Source organism: Paenibacillus sp. Y280, assembly GCF_056786335.1.
On record NZ_JBXCIW010000059.1, the window covers coordinates 1 to 1,328 of the forward strand.

The following is a 1,328-nucleotide window of genomic DNA, read 5'->3' on the forward strand; positions in this document are numbered from 1 at the left end:
CCGTCGCTAGAGTATTGGTTTAATGGAAAAGTTAAGTTTACCAGCGAGCAAGTATACGAGCGCGATGATGTTCTTATGGGATCGAAATCCACGTGCCTTTCGCTTTGCAGCTTGAAACAAGCTGTTTACACCTTCGAGAAGACCATTGGTTAACTTCGATGTGAACCAGCGGACAACGCCGTTGTAGTGCCTTTGCAGCATTTTTGCAACGTTCACCATGGGCTCTAGGCGACAGCGCAATCCCCACTGAATCCAGTCCTGAAGTACGGCAGGAGCGATGGGTGCTGGGTACTGGTAGATCTTCTGGAGACACCAACGCATTCGGTATGCTTTGGCCGTATCGAGCTCACAGTCCTTGAGTTTGTCAAGCTTTTCCTTCTGGGCGGTCGTCAGGTTCTCTTCGTTCTTTAGCCATATGTAGCGCGTATGTTTTAGCATTTCGCAGCCTTTCTGTTCTTTTCGGCGCACTTCATCGACGGCCTCGTTTACGGCTTGAATGACGTGGAATTTATCAAACGTGATTGCAGCTTGAGGGAAATTCTCTGCCGCGCCTTTCATAAATGCTGGAGACATATCCATGCATAATTCTGATATCTTTGCCGGTTCTCCGCCCTGAGCTTCAAGACGCGCTTTGCAAACATCCCATGTGCTGGAATCTCGACCAACTGCGACACTGATCACGTTTTTCTTCTCGGGATCCATGAAGATCGTAATGTAGTTATGCCCTCGCTTTGCTGAGGTTTCGTCGGTACTGATCTTTGTTACATAAGACAAATCTTGTGTAGCTATAGCGTGATCCACGTAGAAATGCAGGATGCGCCATAACCGTGTATCATGTTCATCGACAAGTCGAGCGATTGCATTCATCGGCATGTCTTTAGCGAGCGTCATAATCAGTGCATCAAATTGAAGGGTGAAATAATGCTTGGGTTTATCTAATGCCCATGGCACATTGACTCGCATTATTCGGTTGCATTGCCCGCAGTGTGTCTTAGGTAGTTCGGCATGAATGTAGCAAGGGTATTCGAAAAAGTTAAGATGTCGCCATACGCGATCCTTATCAGCGATACCAAGAACAGGCTGTTCCTTTGCTCCACAGTCTGAACATGCAAACAAAGCACGCTTTCTAGCTTTTACGTATACATCCAGTTGTTTGTTTTCAAGATTGAAATCTGCACGTTCGACGTACCATGGTTCTGGAATATGAAGCAATCGCTCAAGTATTTCATTACTAATATTGGCCGTAAACATATGAAAACACCTCGTCCTCTACTGGTCTTTTAATTTCCAGTATTGACAGGTCTTTTAATTGTTAACGGCGAGGAAGC

At 45.9% G+C, this 1,328-nt stretch carries 1 protein-coding gene; it reads right to left on the reverse strand.

The genetic code is table 11. The annotated features are described in order from the left end of the window. Positions 1-6: 6 nt before the first annotated feature. The gene (locus AC1TPC_RS26805) at positions 7-1,251 is read right to left on the reverse strand and encodes an ISL3 family transposase (RefSeq protein ID WP_482069769.1); all 1,245 of its coding nucleotides are present in this window, start codon (positions 1,249-1,251) and stop codon (positions 7-9) included. Between the last annotated feature and the right edge of the window lie 77 nt (positions 1,252-1,328).

What these genes read in the sequence shown, in the direction of transcription:
- AC1TPC_RS26805 (WP_482069769.1), bottom strand. Translation starts at nt 1,251, where the DNA reads ATGTTTACGGCCAATATTAGTAATGAAATACTTGAGCGATTGCTTCAT.